26 protein-coding genes are annotated in these 25,677 nt (G+C 31.5%); 16 read left to right on the forward strand and 10 right to left on the reverse strand.

Annotated features, from left to right (window positions below):
* Positions 1 to 149 precede the first annotated feature (149 nt).
* Together SLH52_RS10240 and SLH52_RS10245 are read right to left on the reverse strand one after the other, a co-directional pair.
* The gene (locus tag SLH52_RS10240; RefSeq protein ID WP_320209181.1) at positions 150 to 854 is read right to left on the reverse strand and encodes a permease prefix domain 1-containing protein; all 705 of its coding nucleotides are present in this window, start codon (positions 852 to 854) and stop codon (positions 150 to 152) included.
* On the reverse strand, positions 851 to 1,177 hold the full coding sequence (locus SLH52_RS10245) for a PadR family transcriptional regulator (RefSeq protein WP_320209182.1): 327 nt from the start codon (positions 1,175 to 1,177) through the stop codon (positions 851 to 853). The genes SLH52_RS10240 and SLH52_RS10245 overlap by 4 nt, the downstream gene beginning before the upstream one ends.
* A 1,295-nt stretch (positions 1,178 to 2,472) precedes the next feature.
* Here SLH52_RS10245 and SLH52_RS10250 point away from each other — a divergent pair.
* The 3 genes from SLH52_RS10250 to SLH52_RS10260 all read left to right on the forward strand — a co-directional run bounded on the left by SLH52_RS10250 (position 2,473) and on the right by SLH52_RS10260 (position 4,024).
* Entirely contained in the window at positions 2,473 to 3,030 is a 558-nt protein-coding gene (locus tag SLH52_RS10250) for a hypothetical protein (RefSeq protein ID WP_320209183.1), read from the forward strand.
* A gap of 401 nt (positions 3,031 to 3,431) precedes the next feature.
* Positions 3,432 to 3,629: a helix-turn-helix transcriptional regulator gene (locus SLH52_RS10255; protein ID WP_320209184.1), complete on the forward strand. Its 198-nt coding sequence runs from the start codon at positions 3,432 to 3,434 to the stop codon at positions 3,627 to 3,629.
* A 2-nt stretch (positions 3,630 to 3,631) separates the two neighbouring features.
* Positions 3,632 to 4,024, forward strand: a complete 393-nt coding sequence (locus SLH52_RS10260; protein ID WP_320209185.1) for a hypothetical protein — start codon at positions 3,632 to 3,634, stop codon at positions 4,022 to 4,024.
* Between the two features lie 472 nt (positions 4,025 to 4,496).
* On the opposite strand, the gene SLH52_RS10265 is transcribed toward SLH52_RS10260, so the two are convergent.
* On the reverse strand, positions 4,497 to 4,757 hold the full coding sequence (locus SLH52_RS10265) for a hypothetical protein (RefSeq protein WP_320209186.1): 261 nt from the start codon (positions 4,755 to 4,757) through the stop codon (positions 4,497 to 4,499).
* Between the two features lie 341 nt (positions 4,758 to 5,098).
* On the opposite strand from SLH52_RS10265, the gene SLH52_RS10270 reads away from it, so the two are divergent.
* Complete coding sequence (locus tag SLH52_RS10270) at positions 5,099 to 5,566, forward strand: DinB family protein (RefSeq protein WP_320209187.1); 468 nt, start codon at positions 5,099 to 5,101, stop codon at positions 5,564 to 5,566.
* A 366-nt stretch (positions 5,567 to 5,932) separates the two neighbouring features.
* Here SLH52_RS10270 and SLH52_RS10275 read toward each other — a convergent pair whose 3' ends face one another.
* The 3 genes from SLH52_RS10275 to SLH52_RS10285 form a co-directional block, all read right to left on the reverse strand.
* A complete protein-coding gene (locus SLH52_RS10275) occupies positions 5,933 to 7,015 on the reverse strand; it encodes an acyltransferase family protein (RefSeq protein ID WP_320209188.1) in 1,083 nt (360 codons plus the stop codon).
* A gap of 683 nt (positions 7,016 to 7,698) precedes the next feature.
* Positions 7,699 to 8,373 carry an SOS response-associated peptidase gene (locus SLH52_RS10280; RefSeq protein WP_320209297.1) on the reverse strand — a complete coding sequence of 225 codons (675 nt, stop codon included), beginning with the start codon at positions 8,371 to 8,373 and terminating at the stop codon, positions 7,699 to 7,701.
* 232 nt (positions 8,374 to 8,605) lie between these two features.
* Positions 8,606 to 8,791: an aspartyl-phosphate phosphatase Spo0E family protein gene (locus SLH52_RS10285; protein ID WP_320209189.1), complete on the reverse strand. Its 186-nt coding sequence runs from the start codon at positions 8,789 to 8,791 to the stop codon at positions 8,606 to 8,608.
* Positions 8,792 to 9,419: 628 nt separating this feature from the next.
* Between SLH52_RS10285 and SLH52_RS10290 the strand changes: the two genes are divergently transcribed.
* The 12 genes from SLH52_RS10290 (at position 9,420) to SLH52_RS10345 (ending at position 21,385) form a co-directional block, all read left to right on the forward strand.
* Positions 9,420 to 10,451: a cytochrome D1 domain-containing protein gene (locus tag SLH52_RS10290; RefSeq protein WP_320209190.1), complete on the forward strand. Its 1,032-nt coding sequence runs from the start codon at positions 9,420 to 9,422 to the stop codon at positions 10,449 to 10,451.
* 348 nt (positions 10,452 to 10,799) lie between these two features.
* Positions 10,800 to 11,369, forward strand: coding sequence for a hypothetical protein (locus tag SLH52_RS10295; RefSeq protein ID WP_320209191.1), 570 nt, complete (start codon positions 10,800 to 10,802; stop codon positions 11,367 to 11,369).
* Between the two features lie 125 nt (positions 11,370 to 11,494).
* Positions 11,495 to 11,743, forward strand: coding sequence for a hypothetical protein (locus tag SLH52_RS10300; RefSeq protein ID WP_320209192.1), 249 nt, complete (start codon positions 11,495 to 11,497; stop codon positions 11,741 to 11,743).
* 636 nt (positions 11,744 to 12,379) lie between these two features.
* Positions 12,380 to 13,153, forward strand: coding sequence for an arylamine N-acetyltransferase (locus tag SLH52_RS10305; RefSeq protein WP_320209193.1), 774 nt, complete (start codon positions 12,380 to 12,382; stop codon positions 13,151 to 13,153).
* Positions 13,154 to 13,406: 253 nt separating this feature from the next.
* Positions 13,407 to 13,865 (forward strand): VOC family protein, encoded by a 459-nt coding sequence (locus SLH52_RS10310; RefSeq protein WP_320209194.1) that lies wholly within the window; start codon positions 13,407 to 13,409, stop codon positions 13,863 to 13,865.
* Between the two features lie 240 nt (positions 13,866 to 14,105).
* Positions 14,106 to 14,357, forward strand: coding sequence for a YciI family protein (locus tag SLH52_RS10315; RefSeq protein ID WP_320209298.1), 252 nt, complete (start codon positions 14,106 to 14,108; stop codon positions 14,355 to 14,357).
* A gap of 348 nt (positions 14,358 to 14,705) precedes the next feature.
* Complete coding sequence (locus SLH52_RS10320; protein WP_320209195.1) at positions 14,706 to 15,122, forward strand: HXXEE domain-containing protein; 417 nt, start codon at positions 14,706 to 14,708, stop codon at positions 15,120 to 15,122.
* Between the two features lie 483 nt (positions 15,123 to 15,605).
* Entirely contained in the window at positions 15,606 to 17,555 is a 1,950-nt protein-coding gene (locus SLH52_RS10325) for a phospholipase D-like domain-containing protein (protein ID WP_320209196.1), read from the forward strand.
* A gap of 437 nt (positions 17,556 to 17,992) precedes the next feature.
* Positions 17,993 to 18,685, forward strand: coding sequence for an aspartate/glutamate racemase family protein (locus tag SLH52_RS10330; RefSeq protein WP_320209197.1), 693 nt, complete (start codon positions 17,993 to 17,995; stop codon positions 18,683 to 18,685).
* 274 nt (positions 18,686 to 18,959) lie between these two features.
* On the forward strand, positions 18,960 to 19,505 hold the full coding sequence (locus SLH52_RS10335) for a GNAT family protein (RefSeq protein WP_320209198.1): 546 nt from the start codon (positions 18,960 to 18,962) through the stop codon (positions 19,503 to 19,505).
* A 429-nt stretch (positions 19,506 to 19,934) separates the two neighbouring features.
* Positions 19,935 to 20,447: a sigma-70 family RNA polymerase sigma factor gene (locus SLH52_RS10340; protein ID WP_320209199.1), complete on the forward strand. Its 513-nt coding sequence runs from the start codon at positions 19,935 to 19,937 to the stop codon at positions 20,445 to 20,447.
* A gap of 5 nt (positions 20,448 to 20,452) precedes the next feature.
* Entirely contained in the window at positions 20,453 to 21,385 is a 933-nt protein-coding gene (locus SLH52_RS10345; protein ID WP_320209200.1) for a DUF4179 domain-containing protein, read from the forward strand.
* A gap of 539 nt (positions 21,386 to 21,924) precedes the next feature.
* Here the strand turns inward: SLH52_RS10345 and SLH52_RS10350 are convergent.
* From SLH52_RS10350 to SLH52_RS10365, 4 genes are all read right to left on the reverse strand, one after another.
* The gene (locus tag SLH52_RS10350) at positions 21,925 to 22,239 is read right to left on the reverse strand and encodes a hypothetical protein (RefSeq protein ID WP_320209201.1); all 315 of its coding nucleotides are present in this window, start codon (positions 22,237 to 22,239) and stop codon (positions 21,925 to 21,927) included.
* A 647-nt stretch (positions 22,240 to 22,886) separates the two neighbouring features.
* Positions 22,887 to 23,774: an alpha/beta hydrolase gene (locus SLH52_RS10355; RefSeq protein ID WP_320209202.1), complete on the reverse strand. Its 888-nt coding sequence runs from the start codon at positions 23,772 to 23,774 to the stop codon at positions 22,887 to 22,889.
* A 585-nt stretch (positions 23,775 to 24,359) separates the two neighbouring features.
* The gene (locus tag SLH52_RS10360; protein WP_320209203.1) at positions 24,360 to 24,872 is read right to left on the reverse strand and encodes a hypothetical protein; all 513 of its coding nucleotides are present in this window, start codon (positions 24,870 to 24,872) and stop codon (positions 24,360 to 24,362) included.
* Between the two features lie 307 nt (positions 24,873 to 25,179).
* Positions 25,180 to 25,491, reverse strand: coding sequence for a winged helix-turn-helix transcriptional regulator (locus tag SLH52_RS10365; protein ID WP_214483169.1), 312 nt, complete (start codon positions 25,489 to 25,491; stop codon positions 25,180 to 25,182).
* Between the last annotated feature and the right edge of the window lie 186 nt (positions 25,492 to 25,677).

A 25,677-nucleotide genomic window follows, 5' to 3' on the forward strand; every position in this document is an offset into this window, starting at 1 on the left:
CGGTTTATTAATGTAAATATAAATTTGTAGTAGCTATATAGCTAATATTAGTTTGATAAAATATATCGTTATACGATGGTTTAGTTGAAAAATTAAAGCTCCAAAAAGAGCAGGATTCATTACTATTTTAATTTCTATGTAGTAGCTATTTAGTTATTACTAGTTTTTTTAAAGTTTGAGATATATGATCTAAGCAAAGTGATGGAAATTATGAATATTGTAATTGTAAGTAACAATTGAAAAATAATATCAAATAATGTAGGTGAATCAAAGGGAACCCACCAAATGCTACATTGTAAAACTAATATTGCACAATAAAATGGTAGTCCTAGTGTCATAAAAAGTTTGTTTTGTTTAATATATCCTGCAATTAACATGACTATAACACTGCCATAAATTATGCTAGGAATCAATTTATAATATGGTGAAGTAAACCAATCATAAAATTGATGATTGGCAGCCCTATCTATAAGTGGCGAAGAAAATAATATGCCCCACTCCGCTAACAAATAACTAACGAATAAGAGTAGCTGTACAAAGATACTTACAAGCCACCATTTTCTTAATTTTAAGTTATCAATTTGAAATTTAGAAGTAGTAGTTTTTATTACAGTATCAATTGTTGCATTCGACGACGAAATAGCCTTATTCATTTGCTTCCCAATGTATTGCTCTTTTCCAAAATCATGAATTGATTGTTGAACAGCTTCTTTATCTGAGTAACCTTTTACTAAATAATCTCTTTTTAAAAGCGATAGGTGATCAATCATTTCATCTCTAATATCTTCCTTATCTTCAGTTGGACAATCTATTTCATTTAAAAGCGTGTTCACATATTGTGTCAGTTCACTCAATTTAATCCCTCCGTGCTTAAATTAATTAAATCGTTGGCTTCTTTCCAATCGGCAATTTTTTTTGAAAGTTCTGTTCTGCCATCATCAGTTAGTTTGTAGTATTTTCTTCTACCAGCTGAATCGGATTCCCCCCAATATGAACTAATGAAATTCTTTTTTTCAAGCCTTTTTAAAGCTGGATATAGAGTGCCTTCTCCAATTACATAACTATTGCTGCTGTTTGCTTTTATTTTTTTTGCAATTTGATAACCATAAGTATCATGTTTCGCAATAATTGATAGGATAAGGATGTCTATACTACCTTTTAAAATTTCCTTATTCATGTCATCAATCTCCTTTTAATTTTAATCTTATTTCATATTATAACCAAAAATACATCGTAATACAATATACTTTGAAAATAAAATTAATTATGTTAATCGAATTAGATGGAAAGTAGGATGGAGCGTAGAAGGAGATGCAAATTTTCCATCAGATACTCTTCAATCAGGTGGACAATCTGAAAACGATATTCCTTTTTCATTTTGGCAAGATTGTCGAATAAAGGGTTGTATAAACATTTGAAATAATTGGTATTTAGTTAAAGGGCAGGCTAACTTTTAACCTTTGGTTTGAATTAATCTATTGAGAAAAGAGGGTTTAAATGGAGGAAAAAACGATAGAAGTAGAGGAAATAAAGAAAGTGCTGTTAGGTTCTGGTCTTTTGAATCAAGTTCGAAATGGAGTATGGACAACCCTGACATAGGACAATGTGGTGTAAAACCGCATTATTAGTAAATGATATTTTGGGTGGAGAAGTATGAAAAAACCAAGCTGCCCGGTGGGTGGGATTATTACTTAATTACGATTTAACAGTTTTTTAATGTATAGAAATCATCATGTATAAGGATTTACTTTCAAATAGAGAGAAGCAATTACTGATACAATGTTAATCAGTATAACTACTTAAAACGAAAAGTATTAACTGCGTTGCTAAGCTATAGGAGCATATTGGAATAAAGGCCTTTAATTAGTTTTTATCAAATAACAACTTATGCTAATTTAATTTTCTATCCTTACGCATAACAAAATTATCATTTAGTCAGAGAAACTGCTGGATATTTTAAGGAATTATATTGTTTATTTTTTTACTGTTATTTTTTATCTCTTCATGAACCGAACCCGTTATGTTTATATCAGTGTGTGGGTTACCTAAGGTGGGAGACCTATTTGAATATTGGATAGGATAACAAAGTTGTCGTATGAGTCCGAGATAGGAAGTCTACTACACGGTGAAGGAGGATTACTTATCAGTTTAATATGAAATTAGGTTAATGCGTGAGACATTATAAAAATTGAAAGTAGCATTAAGCAAATAGATGATGGGTGGTGAACAGGACGCATAGAAAGGTATATGTACTGAATTGATTTGAGTAGTGGGTATGTGCCTGTGATTTTGTGTATTTATCTTAATAAAAGACCTCTATCTATATGATATAAAAAAATGAATTATAAGTCTATTTCTTTATTAATTACTCATGGAAAATAAAGTAGAAACTTAGATACCAAATTTCACATAACGTCTTAGAATGACTTCAAATATGTTATGTGCTGTCAATAATTTTAAAGGGAGAGGTTTATGTTGAAACAAAAGACGAAAGTAATTTCTATTGCTGCTGTTTCTGGAGGTGGGAAGACTACAGTAACGAAACAACTAACGAATAAATTAAAGAGCTCAAAGGCTTTATATTTTGATGACTTTGAATTTGAAGAGTACCCAAAAGATATATGTAAATGGGTGGATGAAGGGGCTGATTATAATGAATGGAATCTAACCCCACTAATAGATGAAATTAGGTTGCTAATAAATAATAAGATTGATACTCTTGATTATTTATTGCTTGACTATCCATTTGCTTATTTACATAGTGAAATGCGTGATTATATAGATCTTACAATTTATATTGATACTCCTCTAGATGTTGCAATGGCTAGGAGATTATTAAGAGATTTCATAGATAATCCCGTAGAGAATATACATGAAGATTTAAATAACTATCTATCGCATGGAAGATTAGCTTATTTAGAAATGATCAGTACTGTGAAACCATACTCAGATGTTGTTATTGATGGTGCATTACAAACCCATTTTATTGTTGATAGCATAATGGATGTAATTAAAAATAGAAGTTTGTAATCTTTATGTGCTAGTTAGTATGAACGTATTATCAATTATTATATTATTTTGTTTTTAAGTCTCAAATTACACATTCTCTTATTTTCCATTAACATGAGGGTAATCATAAAGTTTATGAAGCCAAAGGTACAACATGTTTTTTATCAATGAGTCTTTTATTCTAACTCGATGGTAGACCGAAGAAACAAAAGTATGAAAACAAAACTTCACAAGTTAAGGGTATCAAATATGGTGGCCAGTTTACCCGAGAATACCCTCATCTACGAGAGAAATAAAGGGCTATACCTCTTCAAAATAAGCATCTATTAGCTTAATAACAATGTGAAGCTAGCTTGACTTATATCTAAATTCAATGTAAAGTGAACTTTACGTAAAGTTCACTTTACATTGTGGGGGATATTGTGAAAAATAATATTAGGGATATGCGTTCAAAACAAAATTTTACTCAAGATGAATTGGCAGAACGACTAGATGTATCAAGACAAACGATTATTTCACTAGAAAAAGGACGATACAATCCTTCAATTACTTTAGCCTTCAAGCTATCAAGAGTTTTTAACTGCAAAATTGAAGAAATTTTTATTTATGAGGAGGAATAAGTATGACTAGTAATAAAAAGTCAAAAGACTATCGAATCATCTATTTATGTTTAGGCTTTTTGTTGATTATAATGGGTGTCTATTTAAACTATGAAGACATAATAAAAGGTGAATTTCCTGATGCAATAATGTTACTTGGATTGGGAATAAATCAGTTTCTTCTAGCATATTTATCACCTCATATTTTTCCTAAAGATGAACGGGCAAAAGAGATAATCGGGAAATCAATGACCATAAACTACTTTATTCTATTCGCATCAATATTAGTTTTATTTCTTGCTACAGGTTCCTTTGGATTCCTGACCTTACATGCAACAGAGGTGCTAATTGTACTTTTTTGTATTATGATAATTATTATTCCAGGAACTATGGTAATCTATTCGAAAATCATCTAGTTCTTAGTTTGTTTAATTGTAAACACAGAACGATTCTCTTATTAGGAAATCGTTCTATGTTTTTATCCAATCCTTCTAATCTGCTAAGTTAGTGTTTTTACCGTGGTGAGACGGAAGAAAGCAGTTACGTTGAAGTCTTAAAACATATTTGATAGAGTTTTTAAATCGTTCACTTTGTTTGGTTACTCACTATTGTGCAGAATTGCCCTTCATAGAGTATGCTAGGTAGAGAAAGACTCCTGTTATGGTTGAAATTATTATTTTCATAAGATAGTTCTCTATAAATCCATCGATTACATACCCTATAAACTATTGTAGATATGTCACTTTTAGTCCCAAATTGATCACATACTTAATACTTAACATAGCCGGAAGGCTTATCAAGATATACACCATTAAAAAAAGTGAGTAAGAAAAATTTGTTTATTAACTTTATTTTTTGGAATATCCCATAAAATTTAAAACCTAGATATCATTCAACTCTAGTATTTGGATCACCGATGGATAATCCATATTCTAACCTACAAGGCTCATTATCAGGAGAATTTATACATGTGGCAGAAATTTCACGCACATGATTACCTGCTAAAACAGTAGCATCAATGCCATATAATGTTACCGAAGTCGAGTCGATAAGACCTATCATCGTAATTTCTACTTTACAACCTTCTGAAAGGGCTTCTACATTTAAAGTTAAAAAAATATGAAGGATGCAAAATATTTGTTTTCGCATATTACAAGTTAGAACCAATTAGTAATTGAAAAATAAGATAGTAGGTGTTTTTACCGCATAAGAAATGCCTTTTTGAGCAGAAATGATACGCATAGAATTCCATGTAAGCTGAAGAACAAATATTTATATTTAATGGAAACAAAATACGTGACAAAATGACTTTCTTAGCAATCGCTTTCTTTAACAATAAATTCCGATACTCATAGACTCCAATGATAGAACCAAACTGATAAAGTGCAAATAAAGGTTTTCAAAGAATTCCCATAAAATTGGAATATTATGTTACTATTAGATCGTATAATAGTTTTACAAGTATGAGGAGAATGAAGGAGAGGGAAGCTTTGAGAGAAGATCAGTTATTTGAACAAATGAAAATGTGGCGTAAATGGACTGTTCAACTACTTCGTACAATTCCCGATGAAGTTGTTGACGAAATTCCGCACGGTCATAATAACAGCATCCGCTGGAATGCTGGTCATATTTTAGTTGGTTGGGATCATACGATGTTTCCTGCTGTCAATGAGAAGAGACAATTGCCTCTTACATATCACCAAATGTTCCCAAGAGGTAGTAAACCACAAAATTGGACAGAACATCCCCCGTCGATCGAAGAGATCATTAACAAACTGGAGGAACAACCGGATCTAATTGTAAGATCATGTATGGGACATCTTGATGACCCACTTCATGAATCTTTTTTAGGCATGGAAACATTAGGAGATATGGTTGTTTTTCATATGAACCATGAAAATCTACACATAGGGATTATTAAAAGTATGAAGAATTTACTTGAAGTAAAGTTGACATAGTTAACAAGTTTTTTAAAAAATAACTTTTGAGATTACTAAGGGCTGAAAAAACAGCCCTTTTTGTTTTGAGACATTAGGAAAACTTATTTGTGTTTGATCAAATGACACATTGCGTTCTAACAAAAATGTATAAAATGATGAATATGACAGAGTTTGAATTACTGATATAAGTATTGGAAGTAAATAGTCAACGACAATACATACCTTCCTCAACATAAAAGATTTCAATAATCGTTGTCATTGTCAGTCTATGCTAGGTTAGAAAAGGTGTCATGATCTCTTTTAAACTCAAACACTAGAATGTTATTCTTCAATTCTTAATGCTAGCCTGTATTTAGTACTATTATCATTCACAATTACATGAAATCATCCTTCCTTGTTGTTGAAAAAGAGGGATGTCCATCCCTTGGCATACCTACCCTTTAATAATGGTTTTATTGTTTCCACTGGTGAAGTTAAGAATCTGAAGTTTGATGTAAAAAAGTTTGAGCTTAGGAAAGTTGTGACTATTAAAGCAATCATAAGGTTAACGATAAACTGTGTATCCACATTCCAGTCGTTCATAAAGTTAATTTTTTCCCACATAAATACGAAGACTGGATGAAATAGGTAGATTCCTATTGAATGGTCGCCCCATTTTGTAAGGAAACTTTTTTTGCCATTAATCACAATGAGTATTAGTATAGAAAGCCATGTAGATAATAGAAAGTGTGATAGTATTTTTGTTACATAGGTTTCGTTGTCTGACAAGAAACTTGATGTGCTATAACTTCCTTTATAAAGCCATTCCAAGTTAGGTGTAAATTCAATAAAAAGAAATACACCCATCGCTGATAGTAGCAATAAACCTTTTGCTATATTTGGTGATAGGCTAATATAAAGTTTCTTTAGCGCATTGTTAGACATAAAAAACCCAGCAAAGAAAAAAGGTGCAAATGTAATCGTACGCTGATAACTAAGTGTATAAGAAGAAAAATTAGGATATAATTCTATCGTAAAATTCACGAGGGGATCTGTGTATAGACGTGAAAAAAAACTAATTAAAAGTATGAGGGTAAATAGAATTAGTTTACCAATATTGTTTGGATTCAACTTTGCTATAATTACAGCTAAGACATACCAAAAAGATATACTAACGATATACCAAAGGTGAAATATTGGCTTCTCATAGTTAAACTTCATTGTCTCGTACTCTCCAACGAAGTAGAAAAACAGTGAATATAATGTCTGAAAAATGATATACAGCATAAAGAGATTAACAACTTTCTTCATTTGTATTCTTTTTGCTAAAAATCCACTTATGAACACAAAAAGTGGCATGTGAAACGCATAAATAAAAATAAAAGTTTGAAGATAGTGTTCTTTATTCAACTCTAAGAAATGTCCAAATACCACAAGGAAAATTAGTATACCTTTCGTATTAGTTAACTTTAAATCCTTATCAAACAATTCAACCTCCCCCTAATTTGCCGTGTATGTTATGGCTTTAAATATACCTGTCTACAATGACTTTCCAGTGACTCTAATATGACAATTTAGTCACTTATGCTGAATCTGTTATATTGTTTATAAAACTTAATTAGTAACGTGTTCTTCTTTTTCCTTACTTTAAACAATGAAATTTAAGCAATAACGAGACCTTTACCGGCGCTTTAACGTGTTTTTTAAATAAGACAAACGGTTTTTATACATTTTGGTGACTAGTGAGGTTGTTCAGTTGAACGATACAAGGATAATGGAACTGCTTAACAGTAACAATTTGTGAAGATAAGTGACATCTCGACTTATGGAGGAGTTTAGGTTGCGATATTTCATTAGTTGTTTTGTTATACAAAAAAGTACTTAGAGAAGATCTTGACCGTTAGCGGAGACAGTAGTGGGTGAAAGAATGATGTTAAAGATTATTAAAATAAGGATTGGATTGGCGGTTCAATAATATTATTTTTGAATGGTAACTTTGTAAATTTATCGATAAATATAATTTACACAATTAGTGTAAAAATAAAAAAATCCATTCATTTAAACAATACACAAGAAATAGGGGAAGCTCCTAAAATCGGAGTTTCCCCAGAATCCATTTTACAAGTATCATTATGATGGCTATTTAACCAAGCCTTCCTAACCAAGCCTTCCTAACATACTTGCTCTATTAAGTTAGGAGAGTTGTTCTTTGGCGAATTTACATCTGATGACACTTCAAAAGCTTCCATAAGTTCTTGGTCAAAAGGTATTAACAACTTCTGAAGATAAGTTGTATCATTTATAGATGGATCTAACCAAATTTTTTCATCATCTGGTTTTAGAATTACGGGCATCCGGTTATGAATTTTAGACATTAAATCGTTAGGTTCGGTTGTGATGACAGTGCACGAATAAATAGTATGTCCATCTGGGGAATTCCAGGATTCCCATAATCCAGCCATCCCAAACGGTTCATCTGATTTAAGCTTAATACGCATAGGAATTTTGCGCTCTTGCGTCTTCTTCCATTCATAGAAAGAATCGGCAATGACTAAGCACCGCTTCTTTTTATAAGCATGTCGAAAACTAGTTTTTTCAGCAAGTGTCTCAGCTCGAGCATTAATCATTTTATAACCGATTTTCATATCCTTTGCCCATCGAGGGATGAAGCCCCATCTAAGATATCCAAGTCGATTCTTTTCACCGTCGTTAATTACAGTTACGACAGAATGTGAAGGAGCAACATTATAATTAAACCGGTATTCTTCTTCTGCAAAAGCTGCTTTAATGTCAAAGCGGTCAATAATCTGATCAAATTGAGTGAAAAGAGTAAACCTACCACACATCATATCACCTACATAAATTAATACGACGATTGTAGCAAAAATTGTAAGAGTAGGCAAATAAATCATCTGATAAGAACTAATGGCAAATTTACTTGAATAGGAGTTTTTTTACATACTGAAGTTCTAAATACTAATTAGTTTAATAAATTGGATCTCTTTGTATGAAATACGCTTTAGGAGCTCTATAAAGATGAAATAGACTATATGGAAAAAATCATCATAATATACTAAATTACCTACGGTTCTTATATTTATTCGTTATCATGAGCTGATATTTATAAAGCAAATCATCTAGACGTTGACTGAGGTATTTTGTCTCACAGTGATTCAACCCTTTTTGAAGGCCAGATGTAATCATTTCTGATCTTATTTCTTCGATTTGTTGTAATAGCTGTGATTCGCGCTGATTATTCATCATTGTATAAAAACACCTCAATAACTAAAATATGGATAAAGTTAAGTAGACAATAATTATATAGATTAATAGATAACATTTAAATAGATGTAACAAAATTGTAACGTGGTAAATGTTTACATTAAGAGGGAGTAAAGGAAATGACCGGGTTCAAAATGGAAAAGGATAGACCATGTTGATGTTTGGGTTTAAAAGTATGAAATAATTACATATTTATGCTCTAAAAAACTGAATCTTGTGTGGCTAGGTATACTTGTAAAACAGTGGAGACGGTATAGATACCTACACAAATTGATGTCAAAAAGCTGTAGTTGATATCCTAAGACTCTTTTCGTAAACATTGTTGCTATTGATATCAAACTTGAATTATTAAAAAGTGGTTTTATATTGTAAATCATTGTTGTACAGAAGAAAAGATGGAACGAACTTTAGTTATGTAGGTATTTACTTCTTAATATGAAAAGCAACAATCAATGCGAAATCAGCATACCCGAACAATATGATTTGACATACTTTTTCCTATTTTAATCCTTAGATTGCTTACTATCCGAATTATAAGAAAAAACAAATGATTTATACGTACAATTCATAGTATTTATTAACAACAATTTATTTGAAGGTGGTATCGTATATGTCTTTTGCATATGTAGCGAATTTAGGAAGACAAGGAACAGTTTCTGTGATTGACACGAAATCTCATAGTGTGATTACTACTGTTAGCGTAGGTGCTGATCCAAGAGTAATCCAATTTACTCCGGATGGAAAGTTAGCTTATGTTATGAATGATACATCTCCAGGTTCGGTTTCCATTATAGATACGAAAACGCACAGTGTAATTGCTACAGCTTTAGTTGGTGATAATTCGTCAGATTTACAAATTACACCAGATGGAAAGTTTGCATATGTAGCAAGTGTTATGGAAGAGTTTGTTTGTGTTATAGATACAAAAACTCATTCAGTGATCGCGACTGTAGATATAGTAAATACTCCAATAGTGTTATTAATAACTCCTGATGGAAGTGTAGCTTACATTCTAAGTACAAGAACCCAACAAAGATTGACTGCGATTGATACAAAAACACATAACATAATTGCTACTAATTTTATCATGGGCGATAGTCTTAATAATATGGTAATTACTCCAAACGGCAAATTATTATATGTTGCAACTGAACGAAGGAATGTGATGGTCATCGATACAAAAACTCAATCAGTAATTACAACAATTGGAATTGGAGGGCAGTTTGTGAATATCGGGATGGTTGTGGCACCAGATGGAAAGTTTGTTTACGTAGGAAGCGGGGTGGACAGAACTGTTTCAGTTATTGACACCAAATCACAAAATATCATCGCAACTATAGGAGTTGGTGAAAGACCTGATAACATGGTCATTACACCTGATGGAAAATTTCTATATGTTGCAAACGTAAGTGATAATACAATTTCTGTTATAGATACGAAGACACATTCAGTTATAGTAACTATACCCGTTAATGATATAGGTAATGATGCAGGAATAGCCATATCTTTAGACGGGAAATTTCTATATGTGGCAAATATAGGGAGTGGAAATGTATCAGTTATTGATACAAAAACTCATTCGGTAATCGCTACAGTTACAGTTGGCATTAACCCAGTAAGTGTTGTGTTCTCACCTGTATAATCGAATACAGTAACTAGGATTGTTAAAAATGTATTTGGATCAAAGCTTGTCAAAGTCCTGTCTACATCTTAGCAAGATTTATTTTTCTCTAATAATCGGATGAATGCTGCTGTTAAGCAATGAAAAATAGTCAGCCTTTGAGAAGAGGGTTGTGAGTTAGATGCCTTAATGGCAGCAGTGTAAATGTAATATGTAGAGCTGATTCAGATATAAATTGAGAAAGGTGATTTGCTTTAAATACGGGAAAAAATGATGAAGTTATTTTTTCCATTATTTTATCTATTGAACAACTATAACACCTCCATTATAGTCGAATTATCAGATTAAATATGAGGTGGCATCCAACAGGTGAATCAGACAAGATTTAAATCATTTAAGGCTTTAATGAGTAACAATATGAAAGGTTATGTCCAAAAACTACTTATTTGTTTATTAGTAATCTCTGTAATAATTAACTACGTCCAATACAATAAGAATCAGAATCAAGATGATTTATTACGTGATTTTCACATGGAATATATCTCTGATATTTTTTTTATAAGTGAAAGTTTTTCTTATCTTGTAAATTTAAATATAGAAGAATTGAAAGATGCTGAACGTTCATATTCTCAAATGTTATGGTACACTTCTAAATTGGGAGCAAGTCATGAAATAAATGCAGCATTTGAAACAGAACTACTAATAGATAATGCTTACGGTCTAGTAAAAAAGTTATATTCAAAAACTCAATCAGGAATACCCTTCACTGAAGAAGATTTGTTAGAAATTAAAGAAATAAACAAATATTTAGAACTCTTCTCTAAAGGAACCAACTATGACATTAGGAATAAGTCCTTTAAGGAGATAAAAAAAGAGCTATACAATAGAAATCATAGGTTAATAGATGTAAGGTACGGTAAACCCCCAGCCAAAAATTAAAGCTTGCTTAGTACATATTAACACTCAGCCTAAATGCATCCCGTCATAATTTTCTGACGGGGTGCATTGTTGAGGTATTTTGCTTAGTAAAGTCATTTAATGAGCAACAGAAGCATGAATGGGAGATGGTTGAAGAACACGAGCTTAAGATTATCAAATGGTATGCATGGTTTTATGTAGCTGGATATATCTGGGCAGTATCATTGTTTATAGGCTATGCTCTTCCACAAACGTACACAATTGTAACTGGTACTGTGAATAATATATCAAATCTTTCATTTCGTTCATCTGATTTCTGGGATGGTATAATCTTATTAGTCATAACATTAGTTCCTCTGCCTTTATTAATAAGATCTTGGTTAAAAGAATTATAGCAACGCCGTAGTAATAATGTGAGTAACGTTACAGAAATAAATAATGTTAATGTTGTTGTTTCCTAATATATTGTGATAGTGTTATCAGCGGGATTATTATGGTTCTAAATTTCGATTAGGTATTTAATGTTGTCTAATTTCACTAATTATCATAAATTATAATCATTTGATTAACAATCCTGTAGGTATATTGACAGGATTTTTTCTTATTCAGCAAACGGTCATTTATAAGAATATGAGTTTAATAATAGTGAGATTACTTTCTTCTATATCAACGGTGAGTTTATCCATATTTGTAATAACAAATTACATTTATTATTGCCTATATTGTTAACCAAATCGATCTTCAGAACCCATATCTATATGATTAATTGACTGACCGTATAATACGAATGATACCTTTCTAATAGGTGGGTGTCTTTATTTATATTTAGGAGAATTATTTAGATATGGAAATATATGTAAGGATAGTAGAGGTTACAACTAAAGTCGTAAAAAGGATAGACCTAATTTACGAGGCAATTCATTTTACATAATGTTATCCTCGACTATAAGGGGATAATCTAATTACTTTCTTTGGTAATAAAATACGCTATTACTTGTAAATTGGCTTTTACTAGTTTGGAGGTAAGGGTTATGAACAATGCTAAATTGATTGATAATGTTTTAGGTTTTCTTTCGGTAAAAAGAGGTGATGTCAATCTAGAGTTATTAAACAAGCTAGTAAGGAATCACCAAATGAAAGTTAAATGGGAAACACTTTCAAAAATAATTGATTGGGAAAAGGGAGAACGTACTGGTGACTTTTTACCTTCCGTCGAGACTTATTTTGAACGTGTCATAGAAAAAGGGATGGGAGGTACTTGCTGGACACATTCTTTAGGGTTTCACTGGCTTCTTTCAAAGCTTGGATTTTCAGTTCATTATGTTTATATGGATCCAGGACATTTATGTTTACGTGTAGATCTAGACACAGCATATTATATAGATGTTGGCTATTGTGCTCCTTTGTTTCAGTCATATCCAATGTTTGAATCTTTTCAGGTATTAGATGGGAGAGAACAATTTAATTACGTTGTTTCTAATGAAATGATAAAAGTTGAAAGAAAACCAGGGCCTACTAAGACTTTGAATCCAGAACCAGTTGTATTACGAGATTTACAACATATAATTAAACGTTCTAATGATTGGCAGGCTTCTCCTGTTTTAAGAGAGATACAAGTTTATGGTTATATTGATGGTGTTCCTACCCATTTGAAAAATAACATTATTAAACAATATTTCAAGTATGGAAAAATAGAGTGTGAACTAAATGAAGAAGAAAGAGAAGAATGGATAATAGGTCGTTTTGGAATTGATAAATCCATATACCTTAATGCCCTTAGTGTGTATAAAGAAATGATGAAATAGATTTGAAACTTCTTAATTCAACTAAGTTTATTTGAAATAAATACGATTGTACTCTTAGTCAATAATGTTAAATTAATGTTTTCACTATATATATTGAACGTTCACAATAGGGTTCACTTTAGTAATAGAGGAGATGATTGTGTACAGTAAGAATACTTCTGTGTAGTTTAAGATTTAATTCAGGACAATGGACAATTTTATACATTTTATAAACATTAACAAACACTCAAATAATAAAATTAGGAGGGATTTAATGTTTCCAGGGACTTTATATGAAACTCACGTTAAAACAAAAAACCTAGATAAGGCCATTTCTTTTTACAAAAAATTAGGAATGGATCTGGCGTATACTATAACAGATCGAAGGGTTGCCTTTTTTTGGTTTGACAAAAATCATAAAAAAGAGCAGATGCTAGGTGTTTGGGAGGTATCAGATGTTGATTTCAATAAGAGCCACTTTGCGTTCAGAATTAGCTATGAAGATATGTTGAATGCACGAGAATGGCTCCTTGATCGTAGAATTAGTCCAAGGGCTGCCTTTGGACTTGAGTCAACGGAACCTATCGTCCATACGTGGGTACCCACAGCAAGCCTTTACTTTTATGATCCAGATGGTAACTCATTGGAATTTTTGTGTCTGCTTCCTGAAAAGAAAAAGGTAAGTAATGATGTGATGTATTTAAGTGAATGGGAACAGATTAGTCTTGAATGAAATTAATCACTTCATTTTCAGTTGTTTAATGTTTATAAAATGGTGTAAATCTGAAAAAAAGATGGACCGTGTAAAGTAAATTATAGTAATAAGATTTCTAGCTAACTAGTTGATAATAATAAAACTAAAAATACATTCCTAATCTACATAGCTTTAAAAAATTAAAAGGAGGTCATTCATATTTCTATAAAACAATATTTATATAAGCTTAGCTTAATACCTACTCTATTAGACGAAGAGATTTGGACTGAAAGAGAACATGGTATTATACAAGAACATTTCGACATGCTACAGCGGTTACTTGAAGTAGGAAAGGTGTTATTAGCAGGGAGAACTCTTAACATGGATTCATCGGGTTTTGGCATTGTCATCTTAGAGGTAGCATCGGAGGATGAAGCGAAAAAAATTATGAAAGAAGACCCTGCTGTTAAGGAGAACATCATGACAGCAGAGCTGTTTCCATATCGAGTAGCCTTATATAGAAATAAATAACGAGTTTATTACGTTGAAAAACAACAAATCATTGCTATTTGTTCAAACAATACATTTTTCTATATGAGCCCAATTAATGAACAATACTTTAATTATAGATATTTATTTAGAGTGTTGTTACAAAAGAGATGTAGTTAAAAGCTAAGTACTGTTTTAGTACAAATCATTTTACAACATATGAGTTCATATACTAAATCATCATTAATAAAAATGGACTGTATGATGAGTTTTATGGATAGCTCAATAATTATAAAGGAAAATGCCCTGAACCAAGATTTATATACGTGCTTATATCTAATAACGAAAAACAAATCAATGCGAAAACAGCCTAAATAAAAATGAGGAAATATGGAACTAGAGTTATCTAATGCTATATGGTTATTCGTTGTAATATTTATGCTCCATGATTTTGAAGAGATTATTACAGTTGAACAATGGTCGAATAAATATCAACATAAAGTAACTGGGAATAATATTTGGATCAAAAAAAAGATACGGCAATTTTGGAACTTAAACTCTAATACTTTTGCAAAGAGAGATGTCATTATTTTCATCATGATGTGTAGTATTACATTTATCAAAATTCAGTTTTTACATAGCTCATGGAGCTCAATTTTGTATTTGTCATTTGTAGTTTTTGTTTTAATACATAACATTGCCCATGTTTTGCAAACGTTGGTACTTAAAGCATATACTCCAGGGCTATATACAGCTATCCTTCTAGTAACCCCTTATACTATTTACCTTCTAGGTCGTATGTTATAGAAATATTATTGATTTTTTTACTTCATGAGCATGTTCATACTTTATTCACGCTTACACTTTGTATGTATTTTATTAAAAACTAGGACTGAAAGATGATTTTATCTGACTACCAATATTACCGTGATTATTCCCTAGTGATGAGCAAATAATATATGAAAAATGTGAAAAACTTAAAGCCGACATTTCTTATTTTCTATTGTAAGAAATTAGGTTTTTTATTTTTTTTTCATCATTTAAGAAAATACCTGATCCTATTTAATACAGAGATTAGTTGTTACAGTAGTATGCAACCCCAAAAGTTGAGTAGTATGATCTATTTCACTATAAAAAACGCAATGAACTTTAATGAAAATACTTAAGAAGGAATTGAAATTTATACAGGAGATTTACAATATAATTTTCGTGGTTAACACCATAAAAATCGTGGTAATATTAATATGTGAGTGTAATGTATTCTAACATCCAGAAAGGACGATGAGGGGAATGGATAGACTAATAAAGAAATTATTAATTGTTACATTAATCTTCGCAATAGTTTCACCTTCTTTTCAAACAGGGTTTGCAGCTACACAAGGGGAAGTAGTAATAAACGAAATAGCTTGGATGGGCACCAATGTAAGTAGTAATGACGAATGGGTTGAATTATACAATAACACAAACACAACAATATCAATTGACGGTTGGACATTAAGTTCCACTGATGGTACACCTACAATACATTTAAATGGGGATATTTCACCTAATGGATATTTCCTTTTAGAGAGAACGGATGATAGTACAGTTTCAAATGTAGTGGCTGATATTGTTTATACAGGAGCTTTAAGTAATACAAGTGAAATTTTAGAGTTAAGAGATGACCAAAATAACTTAATAGACCTAGTAGATAATTGGTATGCTGGTGATAGTAGTACAAAGGCTACGATGGAAAGAGTTGATTCAACAGTTAGTTCAATTGCTTCAAATTGGAAGAGCTCTACTACGGCTTATAATGAAGGTTTTGGAACACCAAAGCAAAAGAACTCGATTGTAACAACTGAACCATCAGGTTGCAATGCTACTGATGAGCAATTAAACAATGTTTCTAATGAGATAGGTGCTATTAATGTTTATTTTAATAAATGTGTAAATATAGAAGATGCAATTACTGGGAATCTAGCAAACTACAATGTTAATTTAGAAAACAGATTGATTCAACGCTTAAATGAGGCTACAACGAGCATAGATATGGCAGCATATGAAATTAATTTACCTAGAATCGTAGATACTTTGATTGGAAAAGCTGCTGAAGGAGTAGATATTAGGTTTATTGCAGACTCTAAAGATAGTGATGACCCGAACAACCTAGAACGTTTCCAAACAATGAGGTTGTATGTAGAGAAAATGGTTAGAGGACTAGATGGAGTAATTGGTACACCAGATGATATACGTGTATTTTCAGATTCACCAATGTTTGTTGTTGAGGACCTAGTCAGGAGAGCTGAATTTGGTTTACCTTCTGATTTTACCGACTTTCCGGAAGTAACAGTTCAAGTTGGAAATACAAATGAAACTGGCTATTTATTCGTAGAAGCTGAACAAAAAGATATTAACTCATACTACTCTCCAAATACTCAAATGCACAACAAATTTGCAGTGGTGGATGATAGTTGGGTGTTTACAGGCAGTTGGAATTATACTGTTACCGGTTTATATGGTACAGAGGAAAATATGCAAAATGGTATCTTAGATGGAAATCAACAACATGTAGTTGAAGTGAATAGTTCAGAACTGGCAAGTATTTATGAAGTTGAATTTAATGAAATGTGGGGGAGTACATCACTTAACCCAGATCCAGTGAATGCTAATTTTAATACTCGGAAAGCGGATAATACTACTCATAGTGTGAATATAAATGGAAAAACGATAGAAGTCTATTTTTCATCTGGTGATAATGCATTAGGACGCGTTCAAAATATTATTAAGAACGAGGCAGATCACAGTGCCTACTTTACAATTTTTGCTTGGAGTGATCAATCTATTCTAGATGAACTGAAATATAAATGGGAAGGTTCTTATGCTGATTTAGCCGGTTCATTAACCGGATTCGATGTTAAAGGCGTCTTTGATTCGAGTTATTGGAATCAGTGGTGGTCAGCAAGTGTCGATATGACAGGTAGAACTGCAACACAGTCAAGTGTAGGAAATCCAAATACTCGTTGGGCAAATCCTGCACCAGTTTATCAAGACAATGAATCCAGAAAACTACACAGTAAAACAATGTTGATTGATGCTAATTCTACAAGTGACCCTACTGTGATTATTGGTTCAACCAACTGGAGTGAGAACGGTAACAATGTGAATGATGAGAATATGCTTATTATTCACGACGAAGCGATTGTAAATCAATTTCTTCAAGAATTCAATGCGCGCTACGAAAATGCGAGTGGATTTTAACTTATAAGCCTTGTTTCTTAAACGATTTTGCTACTGAAATTAAATTAGATTATCAAGATAAAGTTATTTAAGACTTTCATCGTTTTACAGAAGAAAAGTTGAGTATCTTAGTAGCTAAAACAATTATTGGATAAAGTATAATTGCCCTTGTAGAAGATAAGAAATTTTTATCTACTATAAGGGTATTCGATTATATATGATCATAGGGAAACTATAATATACAAACAGTTATCATGTGGATGTCATTATTTTATTTTCCGTTACATGCAATCACATATGATTTTACAAGTTGAGGTTAGCACCTAATTAAAAAGTACGATCTTTTGAGAACTACACATAAAAATTCGGTTAACATATGTGCATCATACTATACTTTATTCTAATTTCAAACACTTTCATATGGCTTAACAAACAATTTAATTAGGAGGACATACGCTATGATAGGTATTTTAGGAGGGATGGGACCAAAATCTACTGGTCCCTTCATTGATAATGTGGTTGAACAGTGTCAAAAAATATATGGGGCGACATACGATATTGATTTTCCTCACATGATGATCTATTCGTGTCCAACCCCATTCTATATTGATAGACCTATTAATCATGAGGAAATGGCAAAAACTATTATTAATGGTGCAAAAAAACTAGAAACTACAGGTGTGGATTTTATTGCAATACCCTGTAATACAGCACACCTTTATTTTAGCAAGTTGAAAGAATCCATTTCAGTACCCATACTTAACATGATTGATGAGACTATTAAAGAAATACCCATTAACACGAGGAAAGTAGCACTGTTAGCTACTGCTCCCACAATTCAATCTGGTTTATATGAGCAGACTTTTTCTCTAAATGATGTTGAGTATGTTCACAAAAACAGTTGGCAAACTTGTGTAAATCAAATTATTTCAGCTGTGAAATCAGGTGAAATTAGTGATGGAGCTCAATTGTGGAGTAAGTTATGTTGGGAATTAAATGAGGCTGTAGATACAGCTATCCTAGCATGTACAGACTTAAACATAGTGTCACACCAAATACCAAACGATAACAATATTACTATTGTTGATTCATCAGATTGTCTGGCTCGTGCTGTTGTAAACAAGTACTTATCACTTTCAAACCCTTCGTAAAAAATACCAATTTATAATAAGGAAAAAGCTCTGCTTCTAGACCTAATTAAAGGGGGAGAGTATATTATTTACTATGTTGGTTATTTATTGATTACAAAGGCTCTTTTCGAAGGCTTTGTTGATATTGTTATTATAAATGGACAGTAAGATGTGGTTGCCCAAAATCCAAGAAGATTATAATAAGGGTATACGTGCTTATGTCTTAGTATACAAAAAGCATTAATCAGGGCGATAACAGCCAAATGAAAATAAACAAAAATAATAGAGGTAATATATGATTTTGAATACGGTAGATGAAAGAGTATATTTGAAGTTAATAGAAATGAAGGATGCTGACAAGGTTTTTGAGTTAACTCATAACTCAAGAAGCTATTTACGAAAGTGGCTACCTTGGGTTGACACTACTACTGGAATTGAGGACACAAAAGCATTTATTCGGTCATGCATAAGTAAATATGATGAAGATAAACATATGATAATGATGGTTATATTGTATAAAGAAGGTGTCGTTGGAGTAGCAGGTTATAACCAAATCGATTGGCTAAATAAAACAGCTTATATCGGTTATTGGTTAGACGAAGAATGCCAGGGATTCGGCATAATGACAAAGGTAGTTAAAGCATTAACAAATTACGCTTTTACAGAAGCTGGATTAAAAAAGGTTGCAATTAGACCAGCTGAAAATAACGAAAAAAGTAGAGCAATTCCAGAAAGATTAGGGTTTATAGAGGAGTGTAGAGTTAGGGATGCAGATTGGATTTATGATCATCCTATAGATCATATAGTTTATAGTATAACGGAAAAAAGCTGGAATAATTAAACTATTATTGACTAATTGCTGTCTAACGTAATTAATGAACAAAGGAGTTCAACTGGAGAAATTGTGTATATTTATAAAATCTTGAAGCAAAATACAAAGTAACAGGAGTTCCACCTATGATACTCCTGCAGGCACTCTCTGGCCATGGAGTGCCTATTTTAGTTTGAGGAACAATCCATTAGGAAACGGGTTGTCTTATAATACATTCTTTTGGTCAAATAACGTTTTTTCCTATTTTACTTTTTTAAGGTACTTCGTTTTATATAGAGCAATTACTTTTTATAGTAATTTAAAATGATCAATTTCTATCCTTCATATAGAATATTAGAAAAGTCTAATGACAATTATTGGTTAATAAAAAAATGAGACTTTTTACTTAAGTTGGCAGTCTTATTAGTGCGATTGAAATTTCATTAAGGAAGTGAGAGTATGGCCATTGGTTTTAGAAATAAAAAATCAAATAAAGAGATGGAGGATAGATTTCTTTATTTGATTAACAACAACCAAGAAAAAATGTATAAAATTGCATATAGCTATGTCAAAAATAAAGATGATGCTTTAGATATCGTTCAAGAGACAGTTTATAAAGCTTATATTTCATATGATAAAGTCAAAAAAGCACAATATGAAAACACTTGGTTAACGAAAATCTTAATAAATGTATCTATTGATTTTATAAAAAAGAATAAAAGAGTCGTATCAATAGATACGAACTTTATTGAAAATTTAAGTGATTCAAGGAAAGACCTTGTTCACGAACAAATAGTTGTAAGAGAAGCTTTACAAAAATTAAATGAAAAACAAAAAACCGTAATAATATTAAGATATTTTGAAGATATGAAGCTGGAGGAAATTGCTAAAATATTAAACTTACCAGTTAGTACGATAAAATCCACTCTTTATAGAGCTTTAAAAGAAATGAATATTAATTTAAAGGAGTAGAGGATATGGATAAAAAAATGTTGTCTGATTTACAAAAAGAATATCAAGAGATCCGAATTCCAACAGAGCTTAATCATATAGTGCAAATGGGTATAGAAAGAGGCAGAACAAAAAAGACAAAAAATAACACAAATATGATCTTTAAAATCTGTGCTAGTTTTTCTGTAGCTTTAATATTATTTATCGCTGCTGTTAATGCATCACCAACGTTCGCAAATATACTGAAAGATATTCCTTATGCAGGAAAATTAGTTAAGATCCTTCAATTCAATGATGGTAAGTCCGGCGGTGGTTTTATTACAGATGGAACAGATATAAGTACAATAGACTCCTTTGAAACAGATGGGTATGAGAATATTTTTATAAACTTCTCACAAGGTGATGAATTACAGGAAAATGTAGGAGCTTTTAAAGTTAGGTATGATGAAAATCCATATACTATGACTTTTGAGATAGGTGGCGCTAGAAGATTTTCAGCTGCTGAAAACTTTGAAAAGATACTAGAAAATAATTATGTGAAAGATATTTATACAATTATTACTTTAGATGATTCTACCATTAGATTTGTTATTGAATTTGAAAAGCCTATTGAATATATAGTAGAAGAAAGAGAAGCCCCTGCAAGCATAGTAATAATGTTTAAAGAAGATAAAAACTTTGAGGAAAAGAAGACTTATTCATTAAGAACAGAGTCTTACCCTAATGGACCAACTATTGGTACCTTAGAAGAGGAGTTTTTCGTTAAAGATGAAACACGCATCCTTAAAGATGTGGATGGTCTGTTTTTTGTAGAAATCCAGTCCTTTGATTCTAAAGAAGAAGCAGAAAAGAAATTAGAAACATTAACTAAATTAACAGATAAAGCGATACTAATTGAAGAAAAAATAGGTGGAACCGATTCACAAAGCTATCCAGCAGAAATAAATAATAAAAACTAAATATAATAAGATTAATTGTGAAAGTTCACCTGGCGAAAAAATCAATATCGTAACTGTTTCAATAGATGTGAAGGGTACAAAAGTAATACGGAAATTGTTGACGAACGGTAAATATATATAAATGACTTTACCTACTAAATTCATAACAAGGATATATCACACATTATTAACCATGCAAGATTTCAGGATATCTTAATCATAATTAAAGAGCTATTGTTACAGGAATGTTAGCATGCAAATTTATGAAATAATAGTCAACTTAAAGTCTTCTCATGTATTTTATTTCTTCCAACTTCATTTAAAGATAAACTAACCTCCCCGTTTATATCTTAAGATGATAGAATCAATGTGAAAATAGCAGCATAAGAAGAAGCTAGCCTAAAAAGAAGCTAGCCTAAAACCTAGGCTAGCTTCTTAAATAGTCACTTGTTAATAACGATAACTTTGTAATAATAGCTTAACAACAGGTGGAATTATTTAATCACAAACATTTACATAAACAAACTCTTGAGCGACAGGTTGACCGGTTTCTTTTAACGTTACGAGAATTTGAAATCTATATTGCCCTTTTTCAGTAAATTTAATTTTAATTCGCTACAAGAAACAACAGATAGAGTAGTTTCAAGAATTGCTACACCATCGGTGAATGTTATTGGAACGAACATTCCTGGATCATTTGGTACGAAAATAAAAGACTCAAAATTATCTGCTTGATCCATATCTCCAACTGAAACAAAAACATCAATATCCGCACCATCTAGCGCTGGATCAGTATTAACAAAACAGACAGAAAATATCTCTTGTACATTTTCTATAACAGTATCAGCCAAAGTGTTAAAAATACAGACTGTCAAATCAACTACACCTCCTATTTGATTAGTTTGCTTTTCATATTGGAAGAGCATTATATTTTATTCTATAAACTATAATTAAGCTTGGACTAATCATGTGATACAAAAGAGGATTTTTCATGAGAATAAAACAACAATACTATATCCAATGATGACAAGGTATAGCATGCTAAATTTAGAGTGAGTGGTTTGGATATGATGATAAGAAATTGGGCGCTTACCCAATGAGTTGAAGGGAGAATGAAAAGGGTTTAACGTTTAATTGCAAACGAAGATCGAAAAGATGCAGGAAAGAAAAACATCTATTGAATGGTTTTTAGTCAAGGCTGACACTGTGACGGGGATAAGATTAAAAACAAAAGAAACCCCTCCAAATTATTCATGAAAGGAGGAATAAATGAGGAGGGTAGGGTGAAAATGGTTGTAATTTATAGTATGCAATATATTTGTTGCAAGGATGTACTAATGTACTAAGTCATTTACATTAATTTTGTAAAAAAATACGATGACAGTCACGGTTAAAGAAAAAACATACAAAGAAGTATTTATTTAACTCCACTAATATAAAATAAAATTACATCATGAGTATGGTTATTGAGATTATCAGCAAGAAAAATAACTTTATTTGTTAAAATAAATGGTGTTTTTTCTTATCCAGATAAGAAACCAGTCATTTCTTTATTTACTATGTTCCATTGATCTTGGTTGATTGAATGTCCAGCATCCTTAATTATTTTGTAGTTAAAATGATTGGCTCTAAAAAAGTCAATATAAGCAGGGTGATAAGCAATGCTGTCTGAATCTCCAATTAGAAATAATGCTTTTTGTTTGAAGGTTGATAAGTCTTCCATTTCATACGATGTAAATTTTCTTCTCTCTGGTTTACTGTATTTAAGAATATAAAGGAAATGTTCTAAGAGTTCATTGTTCATAGTATGAGTGTCTAATATCGGACTACCGAGTTTGCGAAGAAGCTTTAAAGCATTTTTTTCTGATGGCTTTAATACTTCAGGAAAGAAAACCATGACGCTTTTTATTCCTAATAGTGTGTATTTTAGACCTAAGCCTTTAATAGGGATAAAGCTTGCCATGCAGATAATTTTATTTACCCGATGAGGATTTCTAATTTCATAAGAAAGTGCTAAATATACTCCATATGATACTCCAGCCATGTTTACTTTACTAATGTTATAAGTTTCTAATATATCATCTATCCATAAATGAGGTTGAAAATTGTTGTAATATTCATCGTTAGGTTCACTCTTACCTGCCCCACCAAGAGTGTCTATTGCAATCACATAGAACTGTTGTGCTAATTCTTGAATATTGTAGATCCACATAATTGCAGAGTTGTCGCCTGTGCCATGAAAAAGTATTAGAGGAGGGTTTTTCTTATTTCCTCTGATTACTACATGTGTTTTCCCAAACCTGGTGTCAATATCTTGCTCCTCAATATCAACATCCCATAAATTCAACAAGCGGTCATAAGATTCGTAAAGTAATTGTTTGCCTTCTAAGCTTCTAAACCTACTTTTCATAATAATAACCTCTTTTCTTGAAGAAATTTCAGGAGAAAACACTATTATTATAGTGTCTACCTAAATTATACTATCATTTGAAAATATTAATAAAAAATGATGTTACAATTTAATAACAATAAAGGAAAAGAAAAATATATAATCTATCATTTGGTAAACAGATGTTAATCGACAAAGGGAATCAATGGAGAAATTTAACGTCAAATGATCTTTACAAAAAGCTCTTTTCGTAAATTGTGATGTTATAACTCCTATACAAAAAGGAAAAGATATCGTTTTATAGAAGAGAAAATGCCACGAAAAACTAGATTTCGTTTATAATGATTCGTAAAAAACAATCTAATAAATATAAAATAATCCCCTAACAAATTTGTTAGGGGATTCATAAAAGGAGGAAAAAACATACTTACATAGAATAATATTGGTCAGGTCAACAACCTTAGTAGTTGGTCATTGGTAAATGGTAAATTTGTAATTGGTTATCGGTAATTGGTTTACTATAGCCATTACAAGTTTGATTTAGAATTAACGAAAAACAAGATTTCCCCTTTTATGCCCTGAAGTGGAGTCTCACCTCTTCAAGGATTAAAAATATTTTTCACTATCAAATGCTAATTCTATTTCATAGTTTTTGGCGTTTATCAAATTAGATAGCCTATTAGCTTGACGTTCAATTTCGATTGATTTTAATCGATATTCCTCTGGCTTAAACATAGCTAATTTGACTATCATTACATTCTCCCCGTATGAATAAGGATATTCAACTTTTGAAGCTCCATACTTTTTATATGTACGTGCTTTTGCACGTAACTGGGTCGCGAGCTCTATAGCTTCGACAATAGTTAAAGCTTCATCGTTAAAAACAATTTCATGTTGAATATTTGCTTGATACATGAGTTTATCTAGTAAACGTAAATCTTTTCTAACCTCGTCTAGATCTTTTTCAACTGTATAGAGTGTACGAGTTTGAGCAGGAACTTCACTACCTTTTTCAATTTCTACAAACGCTACACGCTCCATCTCATTTTCTAACTCTCGAACTCTATTAGAAAGAACACTTTTTAACTTAACAGCCTCTGCAAGTGAAATATTAGGCATGATGTTAAACCCCTTCAATTAAAATATTATTTGTAAATAATACTATATCATCTTTTTTTTAGCAAATACTAATCTCACATAAATTATTGTTTTTCGTATTAATAATTATATACGAAAACAACAGTCTTATTTATATTCAAATAACTAATGCAGGTTGAACATAAAACTAATGAAAAATACTCTATTTCAATAAAGTAAATGGTTTGTGAGTATAGACTTTCCCTTGGCCCATACACTGTTTGTGTTAGCCTCCCACTCACAATTGTTTATGTGTTAAGAACTTTGTTGTAAGCATCATACAACAATCCTATATGATCTCTGACATTTGCAATAAGATTCCTCGTATTTTTTTACCTTTTTCTGTCAACCCATATTCTATATGTTGTGGGGCAGATTCTTTAATAACGTCTTTGAAGACAATTTCGTATTTCATCAGTTGTTTTAACGTAGTTGACAGGCTTTGTTTATTAGCATCAGGTAACCGTCTCAGTAAATCGCTAAACCTATGGTTTTTTTCAAGAGCCAATATTAAAAGTGGGGAATATCTACCGTCTATTGAAATAAGAATTTTTTCTAACTTGCTGAGCTGCGCACATGGTTTTTTCCTTGATAATGCCACAGTTATAGCCCCCTTATATGGTCAAAAAAATTTGACTTATTTACTATGCAAACTTTTATATTTACAATTTACCGTAGAAGGATTAAAAAAACAAATCTTTCACGTAATAGAGAATTGGTACCATTTCTCTTTTGATGTATTCTAGTTCAATTGCATGCATGAACATTGTCTAAATACTACAGGATG

It is taken from the genome of Cytobacillus sp. IB215665 (assembly GCF_033963835.1).
Lineage (GTDB): Bacteria > Bacillota > Bacilli > Bacillales > SM2101 > Nanhaiella.

Bases quoted from the DNA above. Each gene is read 5' to 3' on its own strand.
- SLH52_RS10305 (WP_320209193.1), top strand. From the start codon at position 12,380: ATGAACAATGCTAAATTGATTGATAATGTTTTAGGTTTTCTTTCGGTA.
- SLH52_RS10325 (WP_320209196.1), top strand. From the start codon at position 15,606: ATGGATAGACTAATAAAGAAATTATTAATTGTTACATTAATCTTCGCA.
- SLH52_RS10280 (WP_320209297.1), bottom strand. From the start codon at position 8,373: ATGTGTGGTAGGTTTACTCTTTTCACTCAATTTGATCAGATTATTGAC.
- SLH52_RS10355 (WP_320209202.1), bottom strand. From the start codon at position 23,774: ATGAAAAGTAGGTTTAGAAGCTTAGAAGGCAAACAATTACTTTACGAA.
- SLH52_RS10335 (WP_320209198.1), top strand. From the start codon at position 18,960: ATGATTTTGAATACGGTAGATGAAAGAGTATATTTGAAGTTAATAGAA.
- SLH52_RS10290 (WP_320209190.1), top strand. From the start codon at position 9,420: ATGTCTTTTGCATATGTAGCGAATTTAGGAAGACAAGGAACAGTTTCT.
- SLH52_RS10250 (WP_320209183.1), top strand. From the start codon at position 2,473: ATGTTGAAACAAAAGACGAAAGTAATTTCTATTGCTGCTGTTTCTGGA.
- SLH52_RS10300 (WP_320209192.1), top strand. From the start codon at position 11,495: ATGGTTGAAGAACACGAGCTTAAGATTATCAAATGGTATGCATGGTTT.
- SLH52_RS10320 (WP_320209195.1), top strand. From the start codon at position 14,706: ATGGAACTAGAGTTATCTAATGCTATATGGTTATTCGTTGTAATATTT.
- SLH52_RS10330 (WP_320209197.1), top strand. From the start codon at position 17,993: ATGATAGGTATTTTAGGAGGGATGGGACCAAAATCTACTGGTCCCTTC.
- SLH52_RS10340 (WP_320209199.1), top strand. From the start codon at position 19,935: ATGGCCATTGGTTTTAGAAATAAAAAATCAAATAAAGAGATGGAGGAT.
- SLH52_RS10265 (WP_320209186.1), bottom strand. From the start codon at position 4,757: ATGCGAAAACAAATATTTTGCATCCTTCATATTTTTTTAACTTTAAAT.
- SLH52_RS10360 (WP_320209203.1), bottom strand. From the start codon at position 24,872: ATGCCTAATATTTCACTTGCAGAGGCTGTTAAGTTAAAAAGTGTTCTT.
- SLH52_RS10260 (WP_320209185.1), top strand. From the start codon at position 3,632: ATGACTAGTAATAAAAAGTCAAAAGACTATCGAATCATCTATTTATGT.
- SLH52_RS10245 (WP_320209182.1), bottom strand. From the start codon at position 1,177: ATGAATAAGGAAATTTTAAAAGGTAGTATAGACATCCTTATCCTATCA.
- SLH52_RS10345 (WP_320209200.1), top strand. From the start codon at position 20,453: ATGGATAAAAAAATGTTGTCTGATTTACAAAAAGAATATCAAGAGATC.
- SLH52_RS10310 (WP_320209194.1), top strand. From the start codon at position 13,407: ATGTTTCCAGGGACTTTATATGAAACTCACGTTAAAACAAAAAACCTA.
- SLH52_RS10285 (WP_320209189.1), bottom strand. From the start codon at position 8,791: ATGATGAATAATCAGCGCGAATCACAGCTATTACAACAAATCGAAGAA.